This window comes from Frigoribacterium sp. 9N, assembly GCF_902506305.1.
In the GTDB taxonomy this organism is placed as follows: Bacteria; Actinomycetota; Actinomycetes; order Actinomycetales; family Microbacteriaceae; genus Frigoribacterium.
The window spans coordinates 1,651,034-1,673,207 of the sequence record NZ_LR733392.1 but is presented as its reverse complement, the minus strand read 5'-3'; the positions used below and the strand labels follow the sequence as shown (position 1 = coordinate 1,673,207).

The following is a 22,174-nucleotide window of genomic DNA, read 5'->3' as shown; positions in this document are numbered from 1 at the left end:
TCGGTGGGCTCAGGCTCCCGTGCGACTGAGCTGGGCGACGACCGCCCGGTGGTCGCTGCCGGCGTCGTCGAGCTCGGTCACGACCCGGAAGCCGGTCGGCAGCCACTGCTCGGTGGCCATGACGTGGTCGATCGGCGCACCGAGGAGGGGAGGGACGTCGGTCGGCCAGGTCCCGACGCCGGCGTTCGCGGTCGCCTCGGCGGCATCGCGGCAGGCGCCGAGCGCTCCACCGTCGGTGCCGAGCCCGGCCATGTGGTCGAGGGTGGCGTTGAAGTCACCCGCCATGATCACGTCCCCCGACCGGCAGACGTCGGCGAGGTACCCCAGGCCGGCACGCCACTGCCCCATGTGCTCGGGCGTCGGCGACACGGGATGGGCGGCGACGATCGTGGGGCCCTCGCCCGACACGGGTGTCGCGACGACCGTCGGGAGGACGGGCGTCGTCCGGGCGTCGGTGGTGCCGTCGTCACCGATCGCGACCTGGTAGTCGCCCAGCGCGGCACTGATCAGGAGGGTCGTCGAGCGGCCGCTCGCGATCTGGTCGTAGGCCACCGTGTGCACCCACATGGGCTTGCCGGCGGCGGCCATGGCCTCGGCGACGGCGACGCCGACCTCCTGGCGGGTCTCGGGCAGGGCGATCACGTCGGCACCGACCTCGGTCGCGAGGGCGACGACGGCGTCGGCCCCGGTCGCCGCGCCGAGGGTGTTCCACGACAGGACGGTGACGTCGGTGGGCGTCTTCTCGACGAAGTCGGTGCGGCCCAGGCCGCGAGCCGTCACGACGCCCGCCGAGAGGACGCCGAACACGAGCAGCAGCACGGCCGCGCTCGCCGTGAGCGACCGGATCGGCCGCGCGACCAGGCCCAGCACGAGCAGCAGCACCATCAGGACGATCGCGACGGCCCCGGCGACGAGGCGGAACGACACCACCTGACCGACCGGGAAGACGCGCTGCAGCCCGACGGCCTGGGGCCAGAGGGCGGCCAGGAGCACGGCGGCGACGGCGAGGACGAAGACGAGGGCGACGAGACGACGGATCATGGCCCCTGGAGCCTAGGGGAACCCCCGACCGCACGTCGGGCGCCGCACGGACGGCTCGGATGCGCGCCGCCTACGATGGGGGGATGCCCACGCGCCTGGTCGACCTGCACACTCACTCGAGCGTGTCGGACGGCACCGAGGCGCCCGCCGCGCTGGTCGCGTCGGCCGTGCGCGCGGGGCTCGACACCGTCGCCCTGACCGACCACGACAGCACGGCCGGGTGGTCCGAGGCCACGGCCGCCGTCGCCGGCACCGGTCTCACCCTCCTCCCCGGCATGGAGCTCAGCACCCGGCTCGGACTGAACAGCGTCCACATGCTCGGCTACCTCTTCGACCCCGCCCACCCGGGCCTCGTCGCCGAGACGGCCCGCCTGCGCGACAGCCGTCTGCACCGGGCCGAGCGCATCGTCGAACGCATCGCCGCCGACTACGACCTCACCTGGGGCGACGTCCTCGCCCAGGCCAGCTCGGGGGCGACCCTGGGACGGCCGCACATCGCCGACGCCCTCGTCGCCAAGGGCTACGCGCCCGACCGCAGCGCCGCCTTCGCGGGCATCCTGCACTGGCGGTCCGGGTACTACGAGCCGCACGAGGCACCCAGCCCCCTGATCGGCGTCCGCCTGATCCGGGAGGCCGGGGGCGTCCCCGTCATCGCCCACCCGGCGACGCGGGGTCGCGAGCCGAACGTCTCCAGCGAGGGCTTCGAGGCCCTCGTCGACGCCGGCCTGCTCGGCGTCGAGATCGACCACCGCGAAAACACCTCGGCCGGTAAGGTGCGGTTGCTCGAGCTCGCCCGACGGTACGACCTCATCGTGACCGGGTCGAGCGACTACCACGGCGACGGCAAGCCCAACCGGTTGGGCGAGAACACCACGGCTCCCGGACAACTCGACCGGATCGTCGACGCGGCGACCGGGTGGGTGCCCGTCCGGGGCTGACCCGGCCCGCGCCTCCTCGTCCGGACGGCTCCCTGCCGGGCGATGACGTGCCGGACGGCGGCGTTCCGGACGGTGACGTGCCGGGCGGCGACGTGCCGGACGCACGAGACCCCCTCGCCGCGGACGGTCGAGGGGGTCTCGTGCTGGATCGGTCGTCAGCCCTGCGGCTGTGACGACGAGTCGCCGGCGGGACGACGGCGACGGTTGCGGCTGCGCTTGCGCGGGGCTTCACCCGTGCCCTCGCCGGCCGGAGCCGCCGCGTCGGGCGCCTGTGCGGCGCCGCGGCCCGTGGTCGAGGGCTCACCGGAGGCCCGCACGGGAGCGTCGCCACGACCGCGACCGCGACCCCTGTCACGATCGCCCTGGGGGCCGCCGGTGCGCTCGCGCGAGCCGACCGAACCCGCCTTGACCGCCGACAAGGAGCTCGCGCGCAGGCGTCCCTTCGTCCCGGCGGGGATGTCGAGGTCGGCGAAGAGGTGCGGGCTCGACGAGTAGGTCTCGACCGGCTCGGGCTGGCCCATGTCGAGGGCCCGGTTGATCAGGGCCCACTTGTGCAGGTCGTCCCAGTCGACGAACGTCACGGCGATGCCGGTCTTGCCGGCGCGGCCGGTACGGCCGGCGCGGTGCAGGTAGGTGTCGTGGTCGTCGGGCACGGTGTGGTTGATCACGTGCGTGACGTCGTTCACGTCGATGCCTCGGGCCGCGACGTCGGTCGCGATCAGGATGTCCTTCTTGCCCGCCTTGAACGCGGCCATCGCGCGCTCGCGCTGCTCCTGGTTGAGGTCACCGTGGACGGCCGCCGCGTTGAAGCCGCGGTCGTTCAGCTCTTCGACGAGCTTGGCGGCCGCGCGCTTGGTCCGGGTGAAGACGACGGTCTTGCCACGCCCCTCGGCCTGGAGGATGCGCGCGATCACCTCGTCCTTGTCGAGCGAGTGGGCCCGGTAGACGACGTGCTTGATGTTCGCCTGCGTGAGGCCCTCGTCGGGGTCGGTCGCGCGGATGTGGATCGGCTTCGACATGAACCGGCGTGCCAAGGCCACGATCGGGCCGGGCATGGTCGCCGAGAACAGCATGGTGTGACGGGTGGCCGGCACCTGCTGGAAGATCTTCTCGATGTCGCTGAGGAAGCCCAGGTCGAGCATCTTGTCGGCCTCGTCCAGCACGACCTCTTGCACCTCTTTGAGGTTCAGGAGGCGCTGGCCGGCCAGGTCGAGGAGGCGCCCGGGGGTGCCCACGACGATCTGCGCGCCGGCCTTGAGTTGCTCGACCTGGCCCTCGTAGGCCTTGCCGCCGTAGATGCTGACGATCTTGGTCGCCCGGTTCGAGGTGGCGAGCTCGAGGTCGTCGGCCACCTGGACGCAGAGTTCGCGGGTCGGGACGACGACGAGCACCTTGACGCCGGGGGCCGGGTCGAGGCCGATGCGCTGGATGATCGGGAGGCCGAAGCCGAAGGTCTTGCCGGTGCCCGTCTTGGCCTGGCCGATGATGTCCTGCCCGGCGAGGGCGAGGGGGATGGTCTGCGTCTGGATGGGGAAAGGTTCGAGGATCCCCTTCGACGCCAGAGCGTCGACCATGTCGGGGTCGATCGCGAGGTCAGTGAATGTCAAAGTGTTGCCCTGTCTCATATAGGGGGATGCGTCGAGTTTAGCCCGTCGCGACGGGCGGCCCCTCGGACCCCGTAAGATGTGGGCGTGGTGTCCTGGCCCGGTCGAGGTGCGAAACGCGGCGTCCCGTCCCTGCAGTGGCCGCGGCCCGCGGCGAAGCCGACCCCCGCGGCCCGGGTCGAGCTCGACCAGTTCACCCCCGACCTGTTGGTCTTCCTGGGGCACGCGGCCTACCTCGAACTCGCGCTCTTCGAGACGCTGGGCCGCTCGTCGGCCTTCGCCCCCGACGTCCGTGCGAAAGAGACCACCGGCCGCATCGCCGAGACGACCTTGGCCCGACACCGCGGCCTGGTGGCCGAGATCGAACGGTCCGGCCACGACGCCACCGAGTCGATGGAGCCCCACATCGCCGCCATCGACGAGTTCCGGGCCCGGACCGGAGGCACGGACTGGTACGAGGCGATCGTCGCGGACTACGTCGCGGCCGGCCTGCTCAACGACGTCTTCGTGCGGTTGGCGGCCGGACTGCCGGCGGACCACCACAAGCGGATCGTGGCGGTGCTCGAGGCCCACGACGACGCACCGCTCGTGGTGCGAGAACTCTCCGCGGCCATCGAGGCCGACCCGCGGCTCGCGTCACGGCTGGCCCTCTGGGGGCGCAGGTTGGTGGGAGACACCCTGTTGGTCGCTCGCGCCGCGGTGTCCGCGTCGCACGTGTCCGCCGACGACGAGCGTCTCGAACCCGTCTTCACGGAACTCATCGCCGCCCACACGCGCCGCATGGACGCCCTCGGACTCACCGCCTGAGCGCTGACCGCTGGTAGCCCTCCGGCTGGCGGGCGCGTGCCCGGCGAACTGGCGTGGCCGCCCTGGGCGACCGGCCGTGCATCGAGGGCCTGGCGGAGGCGCGGCGTCAAGAGGCGGAGCGCACCAGGCGGGCGAAGTGCTCGCTGTCGTGAGCCCGGCGGCGAGCCGCCGCGACACGGCAGACCACGAATGCGACGACGGCGGGAAGGACGAGTGCTACCACCCAGATCCATCCGCCGTCGGCGGGCCATCCGGCCCAGGTCAGGACCTCCCACACGATCGCCGCCACGACGGCGCCGGACGCGGGCGCGAGCAGGACGCCGCGGGTGTCGCCGTCGGGCAGCGCGTAGTGGAGGACGAACCCGAGGATGGCGCCACCCAGGACGACGAAGAGGAGTTCCACGACTAGCTGACGAACCCGACCTTGCGGCTCTCTTCGCTGCCGACCTCGACGTAGGCGAGCGATGCGGTGGGGACCAGGTAGGTCTTGCCCTTGGAGTCGGCGAGGGTGACGTACGACTTGCCGCCGTCGAGCGCGTCGCCGACGACCTTCTCGACCTCGTCGGCGGTCTGGGCCGTCTCGAAGCTGATCTCACGGGGGCTGTTGGTGATGCCGATGCGAATGTCCACGAGGTCACGATATCCGACCTCGCCGTCCCGGCTCTGCACGTTCTCTGTCGGCGCACACGGGGTGGCCCGTCGGGCCGTCGAGGGTCCACGCGACTGACCTCGATGTCGGTGCCAGCCGGTAGCGTCGGGACATGGCCTCGACCGTCTCACCGCCCCTCTCGAGTCCGGCCCGAGCCTCGGTGTCGCCGGTGCTCGACGACTCGCAGCGGGCCGTGCTCGACCTGGCCGACGGGCGATCGGCCGCGGTCCTGGGTGCCCCGGGCTCGGGCAAGACCCGGACGCTCGTCGAGTTCGTGGTGGACCGCGTCGAAGGGCGCGGTTGGGGTCCGGCCGCCGTCATGGTGCTCGCACCGACGCGCTCGACGGCGACGACGCTCCGTGACGTCATCGCGTCGAGGCTCACCGTGCCGACTCCGGGGCCCCTGGCCCGCACCGTCTCGTCCCTGGCGTTCGACGTGGTCGGCCATGCGGCGCGGCTCGTCGGCCTGCCCGCGCCGACCCTGCTGACGGGCGGTGACCAGGACAGCATCGTCCGTTCCCTCCTCGAGGGGCACGAGGTCGACGGCACGGGTCCGTCCTGGCCCGAGGGGCTCGGCCCGACCGTTCGTCGACTCCGCGGCTTCCGCACCGAACTGCGCGAAGTCCTCATGCGGTCGACCGAGCATCGCATCGGGTCCGAGGGGCTCCGACGAGCCGCCGAACGGGCCGACCGGCCCGAATGGGCGGCGGTGGCCGACTTCCGCGACGAGTACCTGAGCGTCCTCGACGCGGCGCGGGGGCAGCACCTCGACTCGGCGGACCTGGTCGACTACGCCGTCGCCGCCCTCGACCGCGGCGAGACCTCCCCGGTCGTCGAGGGGCTGCGGGTCGTCCTCGTCGACGACGCGCAAGAAGCGACCGAGTCGACCCTGGCGCTGCTCCGCGCCCTGACGCGGCGGGGTGTCGCCGTGGTCGCGTTCGGCGACCCCGACCTGTCCACCAGCGCGTTCCGCGGGGGCACGCCCGACGTGCTCGGTCGTCTCGGCCCTCGGCTCGGCCTGTCCGACGTCGAGACCCTGTACCTCTCCACGGCCCACCGGCACCAGCCTCCGTTGCGCGATCTCGTGCAGCGGGTCACCTCGCGCATCGGGACGGCCGGCGCCGGTCGCCAGCACGCCGCGGTGGCGGCTCCGGCGATCGAGCCCTCCGAGGCCGGGGGAGCGGCGGACCCGGTGGCGGTCCCGATCGTGACCGTCCGGGCCGACAGCCCGAGCCACGAAGTGGCGTCGGTGGCCCGCCTGCTGCGCGAGCACCACCTGGTCCGCAGGGTGCCGTGGTCGCGCATGATGGTCGTCGTCCGCAGCGGTGGGCAGGTGGCCGGAGTCGCCCGGGGGCTGCAGCTCGCCGAGGTCCCGACCCGCACCTCCGTCGCCGGACGCGCCGTGCGCGACGAACACGCGGCCCGCCACCTGTTGCTCGCCGCCGCCGTCGCCGTCGGTCGCGACGAGCTCACCGTCGAGCTCGCGACCGAGCTGCTGCTGGGGCCGCTCGCCGGCTTCGACGCGTTGTCGCTCCGACGCCTGAGGCTCGCCCTGCGAGCCGACGAGCTCGGCACGGGCGGCGTCCGCTCGGCCGACGACCTGCTCGTCGAGGCGCTCGAGGGGGCCGGTCGCTTCGTCACGATCGACTCGAGGTTCGCGGCCCGAGCCGGGCGTTTCTCCACCAGTCTCGACGCGGCCCGTCGTGCAGCCGCGACCGGCGCCAGCATCGAAGAGGTGCTCTGGGGCCTCTGGGAGCGCAGCGGACTCGCGGCCGAGTGGTCGGCCCAGAGCGACGGTCGCGGCATCGTGGCCGCCGAGGCGGACCGTCACCTCGACGGTGTCGTCGCCCTGTTCACGGCCGCCAAGCGCTTCGTCGAACGCACCCCCGAGGCACCCGCCGGTGCCTTCCTCGACTCGCTTCTCGGGGCCGAGGTGCCCGAGGACACCCTCTCGCCGCAGGCGACGGCCGAGACCGTGTTGGTGTGCTCGCCGTCGAACGCCGTGGGCATCGAGGTCGACGTGGTCGTCGCCGCTCGGCTGCAGGACGGCGTGTGGCCGAACCTCCGGGTCCGGGGCGGGCTGCTCGCCCCCGACGAGCTGGTCGACCTCGCCGAGCGCGGCCTGCTCCGCGGCGGTCCGATGGACGACCACGACCACGACGACGAGCCGGCAGCCCCCTCCGACGCGCGGGCCACGGTGCTCTCCGACGAGCTGCGCATGTTCGCCCTCACCGTGTCGCGGGCCACCCGACAGGTCGTGCTCTCCTGCACCTCGAACGACGACGAGGGGCCCTCGCCGTTCTTCCGGCTGCTGCCCGACGGCTGCCCCGAGGCACCCGCCGGGCACCCCCTGTCGCTTCGAGGACTCGTGGGGCACGTCCGTCACGTGCTCGTCTCGGCGCCTCACGGACCACGGGCCGACGACGCGGTCGAGGCGTTGGCCCGACTCGCCGGCGAAGGCGTGGCGGGGGCGTCGCCGGACGACTGGTACGGGTTGCTCGACCCCAGCACCGTCGAGCCGCTCATCGACCTGGAGGCTCCCGAGGCCCACGTGCCGGTCTCGCCGTCGCAACTCGGGTCGTTCGAGGAGTGCCCCCTGCACTGGTTCGTCGACCGGTTCGGCGGGTCCCCTCCCAACGCGGCGATGGGTCTCGGCACGGTGCTGCACGACGTGATGGAGCACGCCGAGGGCACCGACGTCGACTCGCTCTGGCAGTCGGTCGAGGGGCGCTGGCCCGAGCTCGAGTTCGAGTCGGCCTGGATCGCTGAGGCCGAGAAACGCCGGGCGCGCGACATGACCGAGAGCCTCTCCTCCTACCTGCGGGACTTCGAGGCGTCGGGCGGGAGCCTGCTCGGCGCCGAGTCCACCTTCAGCCTCGACATCGGGCCGGCACGTCTGCGCGGGTCCATCGACAGGGTGGAGCGCACCCGCGAGGGCGCCGCCGTGATCGTCGACCTCAAGACGGGCCGGTCGGCCCCGACGTCGCCCCAGGCCGTCGCCGAACACCCCCAGCTGGGCAGCTACCAGGTCGCCCTCGCCGACGGTGCCGTCGAGGCCGTGCCCGAGGGCACACCTCCCGGCGGGGCGAAGCTCGTGATCGTGTCGTCGGGCGTCCGGGGCAAGCTCTACCGGGAGCCCGCCCAGGGGGCGTTCGACGACGACCGACTCGCGGCCTTCCGTGCCCGGGTCGTCGACGCGGCCGAGCACATGGCGGGCCGGGTGTTCGTGGCCCGCCTCGACGACCACTGCGAAGGGCGGCACGGCGGATCGTGCCGCATCCACGTGGTGGGCGAGGTGAGCGGCTCGTGACGGCCGGAGGCCGCGCCGCCGACGGGGGTGGCGCCGCGGGCACGCGTGACGGGGTGGACGGTCGTGGCGTCGACGGCACGACGCGCGCCTCCTCGTCCCGGCTCGGAGCAGCCGAGATCTCCGAGGCGCTCGGGCTTCCCACGCCGACCCCCGAGCAGCAAGCCGTCATCGAGGCCCCTCTCGAACCCGCCCTGGTCGTCGCGGGCGCCGGCAGCGGCAAGACCGAGACCATGGCCAACCGCGTGGTGTGGCTGCTGGCCAACCGTCTCGTCGGCGTCTCGCAGGTGCTCGGCCTGACGTTCACCCGCAAGGCCGCCGGCGAACTCGGTGAGCGGATCGAGCGGCGCATCGGCCAGCTCGCCGCCGTCGGACTGCTCGGCGACGAGGCCGATCCCTTCGACGTGCCCACCGTCTCGACCTACAACGCGTTCGCCAACGCGATCTTCCGCGACAACGCCCTGCGGGTCGGTCGAGAGAGCGAGTCGCAGGTGCTCGGCGATGCGTCCGCCTGGCAGCTGGCACGCTCACTCGTCGTGGGCAGCCACGACGAGCGCCTCGCCGGGCTCGGTCGAAGCGTCGACGGCATCACCGAGGCCGTCCTCCGCCTGAGCCACGCCCTCAGCGAGAACGTCACCGGGCCCGAGCCCGTGGCACACCTGGCCGACCGGTTCCTCGACCTCGGGAGTCTTCCGTCGACCAAGGGCAGCGCCTACAAGTCGGTCGTCGACGCCGTCGGCGCGGTGTCGGCGCTCCCGCCGCTGCTCGACCTAGCCGTGGCCTTCGCCGACGAGAAGGCCCGTCGGGGCCTCGTCGAGTACTCCGACCAGGTGGCACTGGCCCTCGAGGTGTGCGACACGGCGCCGAACGTCGTGGCCGAGTTGCGCGACCGCTACCGCGTCGTGTTGCTCGACGAGTACCAGGACACCAGCGTCGTGCAGACCACCTTGTTGTCCCGCCTCTTCGAGGGCACCGGGGTGATGGCGGTCGGGGACCCCCACCAGTCCATCTACGGGTTCCGGGGTGCCAGCGCCGCGAACCTCGGACGGTTCCCGGTGGACTTCGGAGCCCGGCCCGATGCGGTGTTCAGCCTCTCGACCAGCTGGCGCAACGCGTCACGAGTGCTCGACGCCGCGAACACCGTCGTGGCCGAACTCGCGCGGTCCTCCGGGGCGGTCGTGGGCGAGCTGCGAGCCCGGCCGGGTGCGCCCGAGGGGCGCGTCGAACTGCTCTTCGACCAGACGCTGCCGGGCGAGGCCGACCAGGTCGCGGCCTGGCTGCAGAGCGAGCTGGCCGTGCCCACGATCGTCGACGGCGAGCCCGCCCGCCGAACGGCGGCGTTGCTCTTCCGATCGAAGAAGACCATGCCCGTCTTCGTCGAGGCCCTCGCCGCTCGCGGCGTCAGGTACCACGTGCTCGGCGTCGGTGGTCTCCTGCAGCGGCCCGAGGTCGTCGACCTCGTGTCCTGCCTCCGGGTGCTGCACGACCCGTCGGCCGGTTCCGAGGCGATCCGTCTGATGGCCGGTGCCCGATGGCGGATCGGCGTTCGAGACATCGCCCGGCTGCGCGACGTCGCCTCGTGGCTCTTCTCGCACGACCACGCCCAACAGCGCCTCGACGACGAGGTCGCCGCCGGGTTCCGGGCGTCGGTCGCCGCGGGTGAGCACGGGTCGATCGTCGACGCCCTCGACTTCGTGGCCACGGCGCCCGTCACGCATCGGCAGCTCTCCGAGTTCAGTGACGAGGGGCTCGTCCGCCTGAGGCGGCTGGGCTCGCAGCTCGCCTTCCTCCGCGCCCGCACCGGTCTCGATCTCGTCGACCTGGTCACGCTGGTCGAGCACGAGATGCTGCTCGACGTCGAGGTGGCGGCGGCCACCGGCGCGCCGTCGGGGGGCGCGTGGCTGCAAGCCTTCGAAGACGAACTGGCGGGGTACGTCGCGACCGACGAGAACGCCGGCCTCGGGCGCTTCCTGTCGTGGCTGGCAGCAGCCGAGCGGCGGGACGACATGGGTCCGCGGTCCGAGCAGGCCGAGCGGGGCACCGTCCAGCTCCTGACCATCCACGGCTCCAAGGGGCTCGAGTGGGACGTCGTCGCGGTGCCACGACTCGTCGAGGGCGAGTTGCCCGGCACCTCCCGCGAAGGCGTGGGGTGGCTCGGTTTCGGCGAACTGCCGTACGAGTTCCGCGGCGATGCCGCCGAGCTGCCCGTGCTCGGCTGGCGGGGCGTGGCCGACCAGAAGGAGTTCGACCAAGCGCTGAAGGCGTTCAAGGACGAGTTGATCGTCCGGCACCAGGCCGAGGAGCGGCGTCTGGCCTACGTCGCACTCACCCGGGCCCGTGACGCCCTGCTCGTGAGCGGCTCCTTCTGGACGAGTGCCGTCCGCCCCCGCCCTGCCAGCCGGTTCGTCGTCGAATTGGCCGAGCGTGGGCTCGTACCGACCGGTGACCTCCCCGAACGACCCGACGACGACGAGAACCCCCTGGCCGCCGCGTCCCGAGAGCTCAGCTGGCCGCTCGACCCCTTGGGGCAACGCCGCGCGGTGGTCGAGGACGCCGCTGCACGGGTCACCACGGCCGTCGACCGGCGCTCACGAGACGAGCCCGCCGACACGCAGCAGCCAGGCACCGCGTCGAGATGGTCGTCCGACATCGACCTGCTGTTGCTCGAGCGCGACGCCGCGCGAGCGGGCGCCGGGGCGGTCCCCCTTCCCCAGCGCATCCCGGCCTCGAGGTTCAAGGACTACGTCGACGACCCCGCCGCGGTCGCCGCCGCGCTCCGTCGTCCCCTGCCCGAACGGCCCTACCGGGCGACCCGCCTCGGCACGCTGTTCCACGAGTGGGTCGAAGAGCGCTTCCGGCCGACGGGTCGTGCCGAGACCCTCGACGCCTGGGGTGACGAGAGCGATCTCGACGACGAGCGGGTCGGCTCACCCGGGTCGGGGCCGATCGATCCCGATGACGCGAGGCGGTTCGAGCAGCTGGTGACGACCTTCGAGCGCTCGGCCTGGGCATCTCTCGAACCGACGGACGTCGAGCTCGAGATCCACCTCCCCCTCGGCAGTCGCACCGTCATCTGCAAGATCGATGCCGTCTTCGAACGCGACGGCCGGTTCGAGGTCGTCGACTGGAAGACGGGCAAGGCACCCACCGACGACGCCGACCTCGAGCTCAAGCAGCTCCAGCTGGCGCTCTACCGCGAGGCCTACGCGCGATTCAGGGGTGTCCCGGCGGACACGATCGACGCGGTCTTCTACTTCGTCGCCGACGACGTGGTGCTGCGGCCCCGGCACGTGGCCGACCGCGACGAGCTCGTCGAACTCTGGCAGCGGGTCGAGGCGTCGACTCAGACGTGACGGCGCTCGGTGGCCTCGAGCAGGTCCTCGACGCCGTCCACGTCCAAGGCCGCGGTCGAGCCCGAGCCGATGCCGGCCCGTCGGTCACCGGGCAAGGAGTCGACCAGCTTCGTCATCATCTCGACGGCGTCGTCGACCACCGACGTGTTCTTGGTGCCGGTGCCGTGCAGCAGCCACTTCGCCAGGTCGAGTTCGCGGTAGAGGGTCGCCCGGTGCCGCAGCTGGTGGTCGCTCGTGCCGCGAGCGGTGTTGTAGGCGTCGAACGCCGTGTCGACCGCCGTCGGGCTCGGGGCACCCAGCAACCAGGCGAGGTCACGGGCGGGGTCACCGACCTGGAGGTCGTGCCAGCCGAGCACACCGCTGACCGTGTCGCCGAGGACGAGCACCGAACCGGCGTCGAGGGAGCCGTTGACGACCGTGGGCTGGAACTGCCACAGCACCGAGTCCTGGATCGCGGCTTCCCATCGCTCGAGCAGCGCGGCCGGCAGGAGGCGGGTCGAGGCCGCACGATCGACCAAGGCCGCCGACGAGCGCATGGCCTCGAACGGGGTGTGACTGATCAGGCCGGCGTCGGTCACGAAGCTCGTCGGCAGCGAGTGGATCGCCGCCACGGCACGGCCGAGTGCCGTCGGGAGGTCGCTGGTGGCGGTCAGTCGCGAGATCGACAGGTGCTCGCCGGGGACGACGTCGTAGACGATGCCGCGTGTGCGGCCGATCGGGGCCTGACCCCGGTAGGCCGGCACGTCGAACGAGAGCCGCCCTCGGACCCCTGCGCTCAGGGCACGGAGGGCGACGAGGTCGGCCGACTGCTCGGCCTCGGCGCGTTGCGAGCGAGGGACGCGGACGATGCAGTGCTCTCCGCCACGGCCGTCGACGAGTGCGGAGTCGAAGTCGCCACCCGTCTCGCTGCCGTGGCGTGACGCACGCGTGACGTCCAGGTCCGCGACGGCGGCCGTGGCCAGCGCGGCTAGAGTGAGATGAGATCTGGCCATGCCCTCAGGGTAGGCCGCCGCACGCGATGCCCTGCCGTGCGCCACGCTGTCAACTCGCGATGATTGGTCGTCCGATGTCCTCGCCTCTCACGTCCCGGCTCCCGCTGTCCCGACACCAGGTCGACCGGGACTACCTCACCCGTGAGCGTGACGGAGTCGTCGACGAACTGCTCGCGTCGGAGGTGACCCGTGTGCTCCCGGTCTGGCGGGGGCGGACGTTGATGGCCTCCCCGGATTCCCTCGCGCTCCTGCCGGCTGCCGCGGTGCCGGCCGCCGACGACTACGTCTACCTCGGTGTCTCGAAGGACCCCTCCGCCGTGGAGCCGGTGGGCACACCCGTCCTCGCGGCGTTGCTCGACGACGAGCGCGCGCGGTCGCTCTCGTCCGACGACTCCGCCTGGGGCAGCCCGCGCGTCTCGGGAACGGCGTTGAGCGCCCGCGACGCGGGACTCGCCGTCGAGGCCGTCGCCGTGGCGAACTGGCACGACTCGCACCGGTTCTCGCCGCGCACCGGCCGCCGCCTGGTCACCGACAAGGCGGGCTGGGTCCGTCGCGACCCGGACGACGGCCACGAGGTCTTCCCCCGGACCGATCCTGCGATCATCGTCGGCGTCACCGACGCGGACGACCGACTCCTGCTCGGCTCGAACGCCCTGTGGGAGCAGAACCGGTACTCGTTGCTCGCCGGCTTCGTCGAGCCCGGCGAGTCCCTCGAGCACGCGGTGCAGCGCGAGATCTTCGAGGAGTCCGGCATCAACGTCGTGTCGCCTCGATACGTGGGCTCGCAACCGTGGCCGTTCCCGGCGAGCCTCATGCTCGGCTTCCGGGCCGAGGTCGACGCCGACGACCCGGGGACGCTCACGCCTGACGGAGCCGAGATCCTCGACCTGCGCTGGTTCAGTCGTGACGACCTGGTCGCCGGCCTGGGCGAGATCGTCCTGCCCGGACGGACGTCCATCGCCCGGGCGATCATCGAGGACTGGTTCGGCGGCGAGATCGACCAGTGACCGAGGCCGCCGACCTGATCGCGGGGCTCGACGAACAGCAGCGCCGTGCGGCGTCGAAACTGCTCGGCCCCGTGTGCCTCCTCGCGGGTGCCGGTACCGGCAAGACCCGTGCCATCACGCATCGCATCGCCTACGGGGTCGCCACCGGCGTGTACGCCCCGAACCGCGTCATGGCGCTCACCTTCACCTCACGCGCGGCCGCCGAACTGCGCGGCCGTCTGCGTCACCTGGGCGCCGGGGGAGTCTCTGCACGGACCTTCCACGCCTCGGCCCTGTCCCAGCTGTCGTACTTCTGGCCGCAGACGATGGGTGGTCAGATGCCGCGGCTCCTCGACAGCAAGGCCAAGGCGCTCGCCCACGCCGCCGAGTCCCTGAGGCTCAAGATCGACACGGCGGCGTTGCGCGACCTCGCGGCCGAGATCGAGTGGCGGAAGGTCTCTCGGCTCACCCTCGAGGACTACGCCGAGGCGTTGTCGAGCAGGTCGTTGCCGCCGGCCATCAGCGTCGAGAAAGCCGTCGACCTGCACCGTGCCTACGAAGCCGTCAAGGACGAACGGCGACAGCTCGACTTCGAGGACGTCCTGCTCGCGACGGTCGGCATGCTCGAGCTCGAGCCGCGGGTGGCCCAGCAGGTGCACGAGCAGTACCGCTTCTTCGTCGTCGACGAGTACCAGGACGTCTCGCCCCTCCAGCAGGACCTGCTCGACCTGTGGCTCGGCGGCCGGAACGACCTCTGCGTGGTCGGCGACGCCAGTCAGACCATCTACTCGTTCGCGGGTGCGTCCTCGGACTACCTGCTCGGGTTCGGTTCACGGTACGACGACGCCACGGTCGTCCGTCTCGAGCAGAACTACCGCTCGTCGCGGCAGATCGTCGACACGGCGAACCAACTCATGCGGGGCCGTCCGGGTGCCCTGCACCTCCACCCGGCCGTCGAGACGACGGGCCCGGTGCCGCCCGTGACCGAGTACGCCAGCGATTCGGCCGAGGCCAGGGGCATCGCCGAGACCATCGCCGACGAGATCCGGTCGGGCGTCGCGCCGGAGGAGATCGCGGTGCTGTACCGGGTCAACGTCCAGGCGGCGGCGATCGAGCGTGCACTCGCCGACGTCGGCGTGTCGACCCGCATCCACGGCGCGACGCGCTTCTTCGAGCTCCGTGAGGTGAAAGAGGCCCTGATGATGATGAAGGGCGCGGCGGTGAGCATCGTGGGCGAGCCGCTCTTCAAGACCGTCAGCGACGTCCTCCGGTCGCTCGGCTGGACCCAGGACGCACCCGACCAGAGAGGCGCGATCCGCGACCGCTGGGAGTCCTTGAACACGATCATGGGCCTGGCCGAGGCATCACCCCCCGGGACGACCCTCCGCCAGTTCGTCGACGAGCTCTTCGCCCGCCAGGCCGGTCAGCACGAGCCGACCATGGCCGCGGTCACCCTGGCGACGTTGCACTCCGCGAAGGGCCTCGAATGGCGCAGCGTCTACCTGATCGGCCTCAGCGAGGGCCTCGTCCCGATCAGCTACGCGAAGGACGACGCGGCGATCGACGAGGAGCGCCGCCTCTTGTACGTCGGCGTCACGAGGGCGCGTGAGCGGCTCCGGTTGTCGTGGAGTCGCTCGGGGCAGGGGCGCGGCGGCGAACGGCGGGTGAGCCGGTTCGTGGAAGAGCTGCGCACCCGCACTCCGGGTGCGGCGGCACGTCCGCGCGAGTGACCAGCCCGTCGGCGATCGAGATCGACTCGACCTCGGAGTCCTCGGGGGCGCCGTCCGCGCCGGTCAGACGGGACCACAGCCGGCGGGCGGTTCTCGTGGCGACCTCGTGGACGGACAGCAGCGGAGGCGCGGTGAGGGGACGGGCGCTCAGCTGACCGGCGATCGCGGGCCAGGCACGGTCGGCCTCGCCGGCGTGGAGGTCGAGACATCGGGCGCAGGCCGTCGAACCGGGCACCGTCACGGGGCCGATCCGCGCGTGACGATCGCCCACGCGTACGACGAGGTGCGTCAGATCGGACCTCACCCACTCTCGGACGACCCGGGGGTCGAGCACGTGCCCGCCGACCAGGACGCCCGTGGCGTGCCGCGGCGGAGCCAGGTCGGCGTCGGCCCGTCGGACGTCGGCACCGCAGGAGCCGAGGAGGCGCGCGACGGCATCGGCGACGGGGCCCGGCCCGCCGACGACGACGGTCGGCGGGACGACCGACCGGGTGTCGCCGCCCAGCGCGGGTCGCAGGCGCTCGACGGAGGCTTCGACCGCGGCGCGATCCAGGCCGAGGCGGGCGACGAGGGTGGGCAGGCCCCCCGCGCCGTGCCCCGCGGCGAGGGCCGCGACCACCCGCTCGTCGAGCCTGCTGACCGGACTCAGGACGAGCGTGGGGCGGTCGACGCCGACCTGGAGGGTCGACGGATCGCGCCAGACGACGGGGATGCGGGGATCGAGGACGAGGGGCATCGTCCGATCATGTCGTGGGGCCGGGGCGGATGAGGAGTTGTCCACAGGTCCGCCCGGGCCCCGGTGACGGTGTTCGTCAGGACCGGGGGGCGTCCTGGTCGGGCCCGGACTCGCCGGGCTCGGTCGCCGAGCCGTCGTCCCCCTCGCGAGGGCGGTCGTCGGTCGTGTCGTCGAGCAGGTCCTGGATCGCCTGGTCGACGTCGTCGAAGGTGGGCTCGTCCGACGTCAGGCGGGCCACGAGGGACTGCGGGTCGTCGACGTCGGCGCTGGTGGGCACGATGTCCGGGTGCGACCAGAGGTCGTCTCGGCGCTCGGCACCGACGGCGTCGGTCACGGTCTGCCAGAGGACGGCCGCCTCGCGGAGGCGCCGCGGCCGCAGTTCGAGGCCGACCAGGGTGGAGAAGGCTGACTCGGCAGGCCCGCCGGCGGCCCGGCGGCGGCGGACCGTCTCGGCGATCGCCGCGGACTTCGGGAGGCGCGCCGTGGCCTGGGCGGTCACGACGTCGACCCAGCCCTCGATCAGGGCCAGGGTGGTCTCGAGCCGGGCGAGGGCGGCGAGCTGCTCGTCGGTCTTCGGGGGGATGAGGGCCCCGCTCTTCATGGCTTCCTGGAGTTCGCCGGGGTTCGAGGGATCGAAGTCCACCGCGAGTTCTTCGAGCCGGGAGGTGTCGATGCGGATGCCCTGGGCGAACTCGCGGATGGACGAGATGAGGTGCAGGCGCAGCCATCGGGCGTGCCGGAACAGGCGGGCGTGCGCGAGTTCGCGGACCGCCAGGTAGAGCTGTACCTGGTCGGCCTCGATGTCGAGGCCCTCGCCGAAGGCGGCGACGTTCTGGGGGAGCAGCGCCGCCTGCTGCTCGTCGAGGAGCGGGATGCCGACGTCGCCGCCGGACACGACCTCGGTCGAGAGCTGGCCGACGACCTGTCCGAGCTGCATGGCGAAGAGCGTGCCGCCGACGCTGCGCATGACCTGGCTGGCCCCGGCGAGCATCGAGCGCATCTCTTCGGGAGCCTGCTCGCTGAGCACGCCGGTCAGGGAGTCCGCGATCGACGTGGCCACGGGCTCGGCGAGCTGGCTCCACACGGGCATGGTGAGCCGGGCCCACTCGGCGCGGGTCACGAGGCGGGGCGTGGCGGTGAGCTCGGCCACGAACGTGACGTCGTCGAGCCACAGTGCGGCGACGTGGAAGGCCTGCTCGAGGGCGGCGGTCTCGGCCGCGGTCGGCACGACGGCGCTCTGGGCGCCCACGGCGGTCGCCTGTTCGGTGGCGATCGACCAGTCGATGCCGTCACCGCTGCTGTTGACGGCGTTCTGCAGCTGACTCATGAGTCGCGCCACGAAGGCCGGGTCGTCGGGCAGCCCGGCGGCCCCGGCGAGCTGCGACGGATCGATCTCGGAACCGCCGGACAGGAACTGCCGCAGCATGTCACGGAACTCGTCCTCAGGCCCGCGCGGCGAATCATCGGTCATGCTGACTACGCTAGCTGCTGGCCGCACGAAGATCCTGGGATTCGGCCACCGCTCCGGGGGCGTCGCTCCGCTCGTGGCGAACGCGACCCGCGCCTCCCCGGCCGATCCCGAAAGGACCCTCCGTGGCCTTCTTCACGCCCCCGCGCACCGCCCCCTCGTCAGCACGCCGAGCGAGCAGGTTCGGCTGGCCCCTCCTGGGTGTCGCCGTCGTCTCGGCCGTGGTCCTGAGCCTCCTCCCGGGGCCCTACCTGATCGAACAGCCCGGCCCCGTGTTCGACACCCTGGGCAGTGCCGAGTACGAGGGTTCGTCCCAACCCCTGATCACCGTGTCGGGCCACGAGACCTACCCCACCGCGGGCACCCTCGACCTGCTGACCGTGAGCGTGCAGGGCAACCAGGACGTCCGGCCGGGCTGGGTCGACGTCGTCCGCGCGTGGGCGGACCGTAGCCGTTCGGTCATCCCGGTCGAGGCCGTGTACCCGTCGGGGGTGTCGAACGACCAGGTCGACGAACAGAACGCCGTCGACATGCAGAACTCCCAGAAGTCCGCGATCGCCGCGGCGCTGATCCACGAGGGGTACGCCGTCCCCAGCGCCGTGACGGTCAGCCAGGTCTCCGAGGGGAGCCCTGCCGAGGGCGTCCTGCGCGAGGGAGACGTCCTGGTCAGCGTCAACGGCACCAGTCTCGCCACCGATGCGGACGTGGACGTCCTCCGCGGCCTGGTGGCGGCGAACGGGGCGTCGACGCCGGCGGAGGTGGTCCTCGAACGCGCGGGGACGAGCATGACCGAGCAGGTCACCCCGCAAGAAGTCGACGGCACGCCGCTCCTCGGCGTCGGGGTCAGCGTGGACTACACGTATCCCTTCGACGTCACGCTCAAGCTCGACCAGGTCGGTGGACCGAGTGCCGGCATGATGTTCGCGCTCGGCATCATCGACAAGACGACACCCGGCGAGCTCACCGGCGGCGCGAAGGTCGCGGGCACGGGCACGATCACGGCCTCGGGCGAGGTGGGTGCCATCGGCGGCATCCGACAGAAGCTCTACGGTGCTCGCGACGCCGGGGCGACCGTCTTCCTGGCGCCGTCCACGAACTGCTCCGAGGTCGTCGGGAACGTGCCCTCCGGGCTGGACGTCTACTCGGTCGCCACGTTGGACGATGCGGTCACTGCGCTCGAGACGGTCGCGGACGGCGGCGACACGTCGTCCCTGGCCACCTGCACGGCCGGTCGATAGCGTTCGTGCAGCCCGCGCAAAGCTGAGAAGGGGACGCTGGGTCGGCCAGGCTCGACACGTAGGATGGCCGTCCACGTCCCCGTCAGCCAGGAGTCCACCCTTGACGTCACCCGCATCGTCGCGAACCGCACGACGCTCGCCCCGATTGCCCGTCCTGGTCACGGTGGCCGTCCTCGCCGCCCTGGTCATCGCCTTCTTCATCTTCTCGTCACTGCTGACCGACTACCTCTGGTACCAGCAGCTCGGGTTCACGGGAGTGCTCACGACACAGTGGATCTCCCGCCTCGTGATGTTCGCGGTCGGCTTCGTGGCCATGGCGGTGCCGGTGTACGTCAGCATCGAGGTGGCCTTCCGGTTCCGGCCGGTGTACGCCAAGTTGAACTCCCAGCTCGACCGCTACCAGCAGGTCATCGAGCCCCTGCGTCGGGCCGTCGTCATCGGCGTCCCCGCCGTCCTCGGCCTCTTCGCCGGCATCGCCACGTCGACGCAGTGGCAGACCGTCCTCGAGTGGATCAACCGCACCCCCTTCGGTCAGACCGACGCGCAGTTCGGGCTCGACATCGGGTTCTACGTCTTCGAGCTGCCGCTCTACCAGGCCGTGGTCGGCTTCGCCTCGGCCGTCGTGCTCATCGCCGGCATCGCCGCCGTCGCGACCAGCTACCTCTACGGTGCCCTGCGCTTCACCGGTCGCGAGGTGCGCATCTCGAAGGTCGCGCGCATCCAGTTGGCCGTCACGGCCGCCGTCTACCTGCTCCTCCAGGGCGTGAGCCTCTGGCTCGACCAGTACGCGACGCTGTCCGACGGAACGAACAAGCTCCTCACGGGTGCCACGTACACCGACGTCAACGCGGGCATCCCCGGCAAGCAGATCCTGGCCGGCATCGCGGTGGTCGTGGCCGTCCTGTTCATCGTGACCGCGATCGTCGGCCGCTGGCGCCTCCCGGTCATCGGTACGGCCGCGCTCATCATCATCAGCATCATCGTCGGGGGCATCTACCCCTGGATCGTCCAGCGCTTCACGGTCGAGCCCAGCGAGCGGACGGTCGAGTCGCCGTACATCGAGCGCAACATCCAGGCGACGCGTGAGGCGTACGGCGTGGCCGACGTCGAAGAGCAGACCTACGATGCGAAGTCCGACGCCGAGGCCGGCGCCCTGGCCGGTGACGCCGTCACCACCGCGAACATCCGCATCATCGACCCCGCACTCGTGACCGACGCCTTCGCCCAGCTGCAGCAGTACCGCCAGTACTACAGCTTCCCCGAGCAGCTCGCGGTCGACCGGTACACGATCGACGGCAACGTGCAAGACACCGTCATCGCCGTGCGCGAGCTGAACACCTCGCAGCTCGGCAACTCTGCGACCCCCTACAACACGACCTTCGTCTACACGCACGGCTACGGCGTGGTGGCGGCCTACGGCAACCAGCGGTCGGCGGACGGCCAGCCGGTCTTCCTCGAGTCCGGCATCCCGGTGACGGGTGCCCTCGGCGACGCCGGCGACTACGAACCGCGAATCTACTTCGGCCAGGAGTCGCCCACCTACTCGATCGTGGGTGGCGACGGCGGCAACGACATCGAGCTCGACTACCCGTCGGGCAGCAACGACAACGGCACCAACGAGACGACGACCTTCGAGGGAGACGGTGGGCCCAAGCTCGACAACGTCTTCAAGAAGCTCATCTACGCCATCAAGTTCCAGTCCGAGCAGATCTTCCTGTCCGACGCGGTGAACGACCAGTCGCAGATCCTCTACGACCGTGACCCCACCGAGCGCGTCCAGAAGGTCGCTCCCTACCTCACCATCGACAGCGCGCCGTACCCCTCCGTCGTCGACGGCAAGGTCGTCTGGATCGTCGACGGCTACACCACGACCAACGAGTACCCGTACTCGAAGCCGCAGGCGTTGTCCGACGCGATCGCCGACACGTACAACGACCGCCCGGTGTACGCCTCGAACAACATCAACTACATCCGCAACTCGGTGAAGGCCACGGTCGACGCGTACGACGGCTCGGTCAAGCTCTACGCGTGGGACACCAGCGACCCGATCCTGCAGACCTACGACAAGATCTTCCCCTCCACGCTGTCGCCGCTGAGCGACATGTCGGCCGAGCTGCTCCAGCACGTCCGCTATCCGCAGGACATGTTCAAGGTGCAGCGGGCGATCCTCGGCACGTACCACGTGACGGACGCCGACTCGTTCTACTCGAGCGACGACGCGTGGGTCACGCCCAACGAGCCGACGAGCAACGCCCAGAACCCGCCGTTGCAGCCTCCGTACTACCTGACGCTGCAGCTGCCCGATCAAGACCCTGCGTTCTCGATCTACTCGACGTACATCCCGCAACAGTCGGGTGAGAACGCCCGGAACGTCCTGACGGGCTATCTCGCGGCGAATGCCGATGCCGGGTCGACGCCGGGCGAGATCTCGTCGGACTACGGCAAGCTGACGCTGCTGGCCCTGCCGCGCACCGACACGCTGCCCGGTCCCGGACAGGTGCAGAACAACTTCAACACCGACACGGCCGTGGCCAACCAGCTCGCTCTCCTCACCCGGGGTGACACGAGCGTCGTCCGAGGCAACCTGCTGACCCTGCCGGTCGGCGGTGGTCTGCTCTACGTCCAGCCGATCTACGTGAAGTCGAACTCCGAGACGTCGTACCCGGTCCTGCAGCGCATCCTGGTCTCGTTCGGAGACAAGATCGCCTTCGAGGACACCCTCGACGGCGCCCTCGACTCGCTGTTCGGTGGCAACTCGGGTGCGACCGCCGGCGACAACGGCGTGCCGACCACGGGTGACGGGACCGACGGCACCGGCACCGGCACCGGCGACGGAGCGACCGACGGTGGCACGGCGACCCCCGACACCGGCGGCACCGGATCGGGTACCGACAACGCAGCGCTCGACCAGGCCCTGGCCGACGCTCAGCAGGCCCTGACCGACCGTGCCGCGGCCTATGCCGACAACGACCTGGTCGCGGCGGCGGAAGCCGACACGCGCCTCCAGACCGCGCTCGAGGACGCGGTCGCCGCCAGCGGTCAGTAGGCCCGAGCGGTGATCGTCGACCCCCCTTCCGGCATGCCGGGAGGGGGTTCGTCGTCGATCCAGCGTCGTGGGTGCCTCTTCCGGTGGCTCGATTGGACGGGGGCCGAACGGCGTGCTAGAGTCATTTCTTGTGCCGCGGGGTGGAGCAGTTCGGTAGCTCGCTGGGCTCATAACCCAGAGGTCGTAGGTTCAAATCCTGCCCCCGCAACAAGAACGATGAAGGCCCCGGTCGAATGACCGGGGCCTTCTTCGTGTCCTCGTGCGCGTGATCGGGTCTGT

Annotated in this window: 15 protein-coding genes and 1 tRNA gene; 10 read left to right on the top strand and 6 right to left on the bottom strand. The window is 71.5% G+C overall.

Going from position 1 to position 22,174, the window contains the following annotated elements; genetic code table 11:
• Positions 1-9 precede the first annotated feature (9 nt).
• Positions 10-1,041 carry an endonuclease/exonuclease/phosphatase family protein gene (locus tag ARTHRO9V_RS10870; protein WP_159827099.1) on the bottom strand — a complete coding sequence of 344 codons (1,032 nt, stop codon included), beginning with the start codon at positions 1,039-1,041 and terminating at the stop codon, positions 10-12.
• A gap of 83 nt (positions 1,042-1,124) precedes the next feature.
• On the opposite strand from ARTHRO9V_RS10870, the gene ARTHRO9V_RS10865 reads away from it, so the two are divergent.
• Positions 1,125-1,979: a PHP domain-containing protein gene (locus tag ARTHRO9V_RS10865; protein ID WP_056048649.1), complete on the top strand. Its 855-nt coding sequence runs from the start codon at positions 1,125-1,127 to the stop codon at positions 1,977-1,979.
• Between the two features lie 155 nt (positions 1,980-2,134).
• Here the strand turns inward: ARTHRO9V_RS10865 and ARTHRO9V_RS10860 are convergent, their stop codons facing one another.
• Positions 2,135-3,586, bottom strand: a complete 1,452-nt coding sequence (locus ARTHRO9V_RS10860) for a DEAD/DEAH box helicase (protein ID WP_123571548.1) — start codon at positions 3,584-3,586, stop codon at positions 2,135-2,137.
• Positions 3,587-3,670: 84 nt separating this feature from the next.
• Here ARTHRO9V_RS10860 and ARTHRO9V_RS10855 point away from each other — a divergent pair, with 84 nt between their 5' ends.
• Positions 3,671-4,390: a ferritin-like fold-containing protein gene (locus tag ARTHRO9V_RS10855; protein ID WP_082460613.1), complete on the top strand. Its 720-nt coding sequence runs from the start codon at positions 3,671-3,673 to the stop codon at positions 4,388-4,390.
• A 106-nt stretch (positions 4,391-4,496) separates the two neighbouring features.
• Here ARTHRO9V_RS10855 and ARTHRO9V_RS10850 read toward each other — a convergent pair whose 3' ends face one another.
• Together ARTHRO9V_RS10850 and ARTHRO9V_RS10845 are read right to left on the bottom strand one after the other, a co-directional pair.
• Positions 4,497-4,793 (bottom strand): hypothetical protein, encoded by a 297-nt coding sequence (locus tag ARTHRO9V_RS10850; RefSeq protein WP_159827096.1) that lies wholly within the window; start codon positions 4,791-4,793, stop codon positions 4,497-4,499.
• 2 nt (positions 4,794-4,795) lie between these two features.
• Positions 4,796-5,020, bottom strand: coding sequence for a DUF3107 domain-containing protein (locus tag ARTHRO9V_RS10845; RefSeq protein WP_043595511.1), 225 nt, complete (start codon positions 5,018-5,020; stop codon positions 4,796-4,798).
• Positions 5,021-5,151: 131 nt separating this feature from the next.
• Here ARTHRO9V_RS10845 and ARTHRO9V_RS10840 point away from each other — a divergent pair, with 131 nt between their 5' ends.
• Together ARTHRO9V_RS10840 and ARTHRO9V_RS10835 are read left to right on the top strand one after the other, a co-directional pair.
• On the top strand, positions 5,152-8,349 hold the full coding sequence (locus ARTHRO9V_RS10840; protein WP_159827093.1) for a UrvD/REP family ATP-dependent DNA helicase: 3,198 nt from the start codon (positions 5,152-5,154) through the stop codon (positions 8,347-8,349).
• Positions 8,346-11,699: an ATP-dependent DNA helicase gene (locus tag ARTHRO9V_RS10835; protein WP_159827090.1), complete on the top strand. Its 3,354-nt coding sequence runs from the start codon at positions 8,346-8,348 to the stop codon at positions 11,697-11,699. Before ARTHRO9V_RS10840 ends, ARTHRO9V_RS10835 begins: the two co-directional genes overlap by 4 nt.
• Here the strand turns inward: ARTHRO9V_RS10835 and ARTHRO9V_RS10830 are convergent.
• The gene (locus tag ARTHRO9V_RS10830; RefSeq protein WP_056048636.1) at positions 11,690-12,691 is read right to left on the bottom strand and encodes a phosphotransferase; all 1,002 of its coding nucleotides are present in this window, start codon (positions 12,689-12,691) and stop codon (positions 11,690-11,692) included. The two genes, ARTHRO9V_RS10835 and ARTHRO9V_RS10830, sit on opposite strands and share 10 nt — an antisense overlap.
• A 74-nt stretch (positions 12,692-12,765) precedes the next feature.
• Here ARTHRO9V_RS10830 and nudC point away from each other — a divergent pair, with 74 nt between their 5' ends.
• The 3 genes from nudC to ARTHRO9V_RS10815 all read left to right on the top strand — a co-directional run bounded on the left by nudC (position 12,766) and on the right by ARTHRO9V_RS10815 (position 16,176).
• Positions 12,766-13,698: an NAD(+) diphosphatase gene (nudC, locus tag ARTHRO9V_RS10825; protein ID WP_123571544.1), complete on the top strand. Its 933-nt coding sequence runs from the start codon at positions 12,766-12,768 to the stop codon at positions 13,696-13,698.
• Complete coding sequence (locus tag ARTHRO9V_RS10820; protein ID WP_159827087.1) at positions 13,695-15,407, top strand: ATP-dependent helicase; 1,713 nt, start codon at positions 13,695-13,697, stop codon at positions 15,405-15,407. The genes nudC and ARTHRO9V_RS10820 overlap by 4 nt, the downstream gene beginning before the upstream one ends.
• 256 nt (positions 15,408-15,663) lie before the next feature.
• On the top strand, positions 15,664-16,176 hold the full coding sequence (locus ARTHRO9V_RS10815; RefSeq protein ID WP_159827084.1) for a hypothetical protein: 513 nt from the start codon (positions 15,664-15,666) through the stop codon (positions 16,174-16,176).
• A 43-nt stretch (positions 16,177-16,219) separates the two neighbouring features.
• Here the strand turns inward: ARTHRO9V_RS10815 and ARTHRO9V_RS10810 are convergent, their stop codons facing one another.
• Complete coding sequence (locus tag ARTHRO9V_RS10810) at positions 16,220-17,614, bottom strand: zinc-dependent metalloprotease (protein WP_159827081.1); 1,395 nt, start codon at positions 17,612-17,614, stop codon at positions 16,220-16,222.
• Between the two features lie 122 nt (positions 17,615-17,736).
• Here ARTHRO9V_RS10810 and ARTHRO9V_RS10805 point away from each other — a divergent pair, with 122 nt between their 5' ends.
• From ARTHRO9V_RS10805 to ARTHRO9V_RS10795, 3 genes are all read left to right on the top strand, one after another.
• Positions 17,737-18,849, top strand: coding sequence for a PDZ domain-containing protein (locus tag ARTHRO9V_RS10805; RefSeq protein WP_123571541.1), 1,113 nt, complete (start codon positions 17,737-17,739; stop codon positions 18,847-18,849).
• 154 nt (positions 18,850-19,003) lie between these two features.
• Positions 19,004-21,895: a UPF0182 family protein gene (locus tag ARTHRO9V_RS10800; RefSeq protein ID WP_056049181.1), complete on the top strand. Its 2,892-nt coding sequence runs from the start codon at positions 19,004-19,006 to the stop codon at positions 21,893-21,895.
• Positions 21,896-22,029: 134 nt separating this feature from the next.
• A tRNA-Met gene (locus ARTHRO9V_RS10795) sits at positions 22,030-22,103 on the top strand.
• The last annotated feature ends 71 nt before the right edge of the window (positions 22,104-22,174 follow it).